The following is a 4,360-nucleotide window of genomic DNA, read 5'->3' on the forward strand; positions in this document are numbered from 1 at the left end:
GAGCCGGGGGAGTCCGCGGTGCCGCCCCCGCGCGACCAGCCGCTCGATTCTAGCGGAGGGGCCGGAGGACGGCTCCAGCGCGCGGGGGCGGCACCGCGGACTCCCCCGGCTCCGGGCCGGCACCGCCGACGCATCGCCGAGCAATGCTCTCGATCCCGTCATGCGCAGTTCACACGCGGCGCATAGATTCGAGGACGTTCACACTCCACTCATCACGCGAACAGGACCACGATGCGCAGACTCCGCGCCGCAAGCCTCCTCGCCGTCGTCGCACTCGGAGCCGCCACCGCCGCTCCGATCGCCTCGGCCGCCCCTCTCGACGACGGCGTCGAGCTCACCCTGGTGTCGACGACCGACACGCACGGGCACGTCTACGACTGGGACTACTTCGCGAACGCGCCGTACCCGGCCGACGGTGCGCTCGGCCTCACCCGCGTCGCGACCGAGGTCGACCGCCTCCGCGCCGAGAAGGGCGAGGAGTCCGTGCTCGTCATGGACAACGGCGACGCGATCCAGGGCACGCCGCTCACCTACTACTACGGCCTCGGCGACGGCGCCGCGGGTGTCCTCTCCGGCGAGACGACGCACCCGATGGCCACCGCGTTCAACACCATCGGCTACGACGCGCAGGTCGTCGGCAACCACGAGTACAACTACGGGCTCGACATGCTCAGCGCGTACGAGGGCGATCTGAACGCCCCGCTGCTGGGCGCGAACGTCGTCGATGTCGCCACCGGCAAGCCGTACCACGACCCCTACACGCTGATCGAGCGCGAGATCGACGGGAAGACGGTCACCGTCGGCGTCCTCGGCCTCGTCACCCCCGGCGTCCGCGTCTGGGACAAGCAGTACGTCGACGGCGTCCTCGAGTTCCAGGACATGGTCGCCGCCGCGAAGCAGTGGGTCCCGATCGTGCAGGAGCAGGCCGACGTGGTCGTCGTCCTCGCGCACACCGGCCAGGGCACGGTCCCGGACGCCGAGTACGACGCCGCCGACCTCAACGAGGACGTCGTCAACAACATCGCGACGCAGGTCCCCGGCATCGACGTGGTCGTCGCCGGCCACAGCCACAAGGACCTGCCGCAGACGCTGTTCACCAACGTCGCCGGCGAGCAGGTGCTGGTCACCCAGCCCGAGTTCTGGGCGCAGGGCCTCACCGAGGTCACCCTGAACCTGGTGCCGGACGCCGCGGGCGGCCTCGAGGTCGACTGGTCGGCCGGGAACGCACCCGTCACGCAGCCCGTCTACGCGAAGGACATCGCCGAGGAGTCGCCCGCACTGGTCGACGCCCTCGCCGAGCAGCACGCCGCCACGATCGAGTACGTGAACACCCCCGTCGCCGACTCGGTCGAGGAGCTCTCGGCCGCGACCTCGCGCTACGAGGACACCCCCATCATCGACTTCATCAACACCGTCCAGGCCGAGACCGTCGAGACGGCTCTCGAGGGCACCGAGTGGGCCGACCTGCCGGTGATCTCGCAGGCGTCGCCGTTCTCGCGCACCGCCGTCTTCCCGAAGGGACAGGTCAGCATCCGCGACATCGCGGGACTGTACATCTACGAGAACACCCTCCGCGGAGTGGAGCTGACCGGAGCCGAGGTGCGCGACTACCTCGAGTTCTCGGCCCGCTACTTCGTGCAGACCGCCGAGGGCGCCGTGTTCGACCCCGAGACCGGCACCAACGCGACGACCGAGGACCGCCCCGACGGCATCCCGGACTACAACTACGACGCGATCTCGGGCCTGGACTACGTGATCGACGTCTCCCAGCCCGCCGGCTCGCGGATCCGCGGTCTCGCCCACGCCGACGGGACCCCGGTCGCCGACGACGAGCGCTTCGTGATGGCGGTCAACAACTACCGCCAGAGCGGCGGAGGCGCCTACCCGGCCGTCGCGCAGGCACCGCTCGTCTACGACGAGCGTCTCGAGATCCGCCAGCTCCTCATCGACTGGTCGACCGCCCGCGGCGTGATCGACCAGGCCGACTTCTACGACCCCAACTGGTCGCTGACGACGGAGCCCGCCGCCGAGGTCCCGGTCACCCCGGCGCCGACCGAGCCCGGCACCCTGACGGAGCAGCCCACCGCCGCTCCGTCGCCGCACCCCACCACCACGGCGGCCCCCGTCGCGGGAGGCTCCGGCCCGGGCTCGCTCGCGAACACCGGCGCCGACGCGGCCGGCCTGATCGGCGGAGCCCTCGTGCTGCTGCTGTCGGGTCTCGCGCTGGTCGTCGCGCGACGCCGCCTCGCGGCCTAGCCGAGCAGGGCACGGGCGGCGGTCGGCGGGGTCTCCCGCCGGCCGCCGTTCGTCGTTCCGGAGGATCGCGGGACGATCGGGCCGCGGACCGGCGGCTCAGTCCCCGCGGCGTCGCGACCGGCGGGCCCGCCAGGCCGAGAACGCCCCGGTCGACCAGAGCGCCCAGACCACCAGCAGGGGCTGGAAGACGAGCCGCACCGCGCGCGCCGCGTCCGTCTCGAGGCCGAACGCCGGCGTCCGCGTCAGCAGCTGCGAGATGTTCCCCGGGAAGACCGCGACGAAGAACGCGGCCACCACGACTCCCACGATCACGCGCCACCGCACGAGCACGACGAGCGCGAGCCCGAGCGCGATCTCGACGACGCCCGACGCGACGACCACCAGGTCCGGGTCGGCCGGCAGCCACGGCGGGACCTGCGCCTGGAAGGCCTGACGCGCGACCGTCAGGTGCGCCGTGCCGGCCGTGACGAGCAGCAGGCCCAGGAGGATGCGGGCGAGAGTGCGCGGGAGGGAGCGGCGTCCTCCGTCGGTCGCTGTGGCGGCGGTCATGCCCCCAGTCTGCGCTCGGAGTCCGCTCGCGCCGACCGCGAGCGCGTTCCGGCGGCGCCCCGTATCCTCGTTACCGCCCCGTCCGCAGACCGTGAAACGAGTTCCATGAGCACCCTGCCCCGCCTGATGGCCTTCGACCTCGACGACACCCTCGCCGCCTCGAAGTCCCCCGTCGACCCGGCGATGGCCGACCTCTTCGTGAAGCTGCTCCAGGCCACCGAGGTGTGCATCATCTCGGGCGGCCAGATCGGCCAGTTCCGGATGCAGGTGCTCGACCGCCTCGAGGGCGCCGACCCCGAGGTGCTCGCGAAGCTGCACCTCATGCCCACCTGCGGCACGCAGTACTACCGGTACGAGAACGGCGACTGGGCGCAGATCTACGCCGAGAACCTCACCGAGGACGAGAAGTCGCGCGCGCTCGCCGCCGTCGAGGAGAAGGCGAAGGATCTCGGCTACTGGGAGTCCGAGACCTGGGGCCCGATCCTCGAGGACCGCGACTCGCAGATCACCTTCTCGGCCCTCGGCCAGTCCGCGCCCGTCGAGGTCAAGCAGGCCTGGGACCCGGACGGCGAGAAGAAGAACACCCTCCGCGAGGCCGTGCAGGCCGTGCTCCCCGACCTCGAGGTCCGCTCCGGCGGCTCGACGTCGGTCGACATCACCCGCAAGGGCATCGACAAGGCGTACGGGATGAACAAGCTCACCGAGCTCACCGGCATCCCTCTCGACGACATGATCTTCGTCGGCGACCGCCTCGACCCCGACGGCAACGACTACCCCGTCAAGGCGATGGGCGTCGAGTGCTTCGCCGTCGAGGGCTGGCACGACACCGCCGCGTACCTCCGCTCCTACGGCCTGTAGCCGCTCCGCGCGCGAGACGTTCCGGGATCCCCTGCTGCGGCGGGGGATTCCGTGCATCCGGGGGTCGTCGCAGGCCTCGGGCACTGGACGTCGTGGGCGGTGCGCGTCCAGCTGCCGTCAGGCGTCGGCGCCCCCTCGCGGGTCCTGTGCACCCGCGCGTCCAGGCACTGCGCAGGCGGGCACCGTCAGGCGTCCGGTGCTCCGTCGGGGCCTCGGGCACAGCGCGTCCATGCTCGGCCGGTTCGAAGGTCTGCGCGTCCGGGCCCTGCGCGTCGCGGCCGCTGTCAGACGTCCTCGTTCAGCGATCCGGACGCCGTGCCGTCGAGGGCGAGGCGGAGCCGTTTCGGCAGGTTCGCGACCACGATCGCGTGCGACTCCTCGATGAGCTCGAGCACCAGCTCGGGCTCGACGGTCCCGCCGGCGTCGACGGTGACCCAGTGCTTCTTGTTCAGGTGGTAGCCGGGCTCGATCCCGTCGACCCCCGCGACCAGGTGCACCACGTTCTCGGGCAGCGCCTTCACGCTCACGACCGGCCGCCCGAACCGCTCCGACTCGAGCGCGAACACCTTCCCCGCGACCTTCCACACCCGGATCCCCTCCCCGAACGGGATAGCCTGGGAGGCATGAGTGGCGAGAACCTGCTGGGCCCCGAACCGACCCTCCTCCCCGACGAGCCCGCGGTCACCGCGGCCCTCGC

At 71.7% G+C, this 4,360-nt stretch carries 4 protein-coding genes; 2 read left to right on the forward strand and 2 right to left on the reverse strand.

Features of this window, described 5'->3' with window-relative positions; translation table 11 throughout:
- Positions 1 to 231: 231 nt before the first annotated feature.
- The gene (locus C5C10_RS17225) at positions 232 to 2,256 is read left to right on the forward strand and encodes a bifunctional UDP-sugar hydrolase/5'-nucleotidase (protein ID WP_104329873.1); all 2,025 of its coding nucleotides are present in this window, start codon (positions 232 to 234) and stop codon (positions 2,254 to 2,256) included.
- A gap of 96 nt (positions 2,257 to 2,352) precedes the next feature.
- Here the strand turns inward: C5C10_RS17225 and C5C10_RS17230 are convergent, their stop codons facing one another.
- Complete coding sequence (locus C5C10_RS17230; RefSeq protein ID WP_104326216.1) at positions 2,353 to 2,805, reverse strand: DoxX family membrane protein; 453 nt, start codon at positions 2,803 to 2,805, stop codon at positions 2,353 to 2,355.
- Positions 2,806 to 2,910: 105 nt separating this feature from the next.
- Between C5C10_RS17230 and C5C10_RS17235 the strand changes: the two genes are divergently transcribed.
- On the forward strand, positions 2,911 to 3,663 hold the full coding sequence (locus tag C5C10_RS17235) for an HAD-IIB family hydrolase (RefSeq protein WP_104329874.1): 753 nt from the start codon (positions 2,911 to 2,913) through the stop codon (positions 3,661 to 3,663).
- A gap of 284 nt (positions 3,664 to 3,947) precedes the next feature.
- Here C5C10_RS17235 and C5C10_RS17245 read toward each other — a convergent pair.
- Positions 3,948 to 4,360, reverse strand: a 413-nt coding sequence (locus C5C10_RS17245) for an MmcQ/YjbR family DNA-binding protein (RefSeq protein WP_146082198.1), incomplete at its 5' end; no start/stop codon positions are given.

Origin of the sequence: Rathayibacter sp. AY1A3, from assembly GCF_002930975.1 — a bacterium.
GTDB lineage: Bacteria > Actinomycetota > Actinomycetes > Actinomycetales > Microbacteriaceae > Rathayibacter.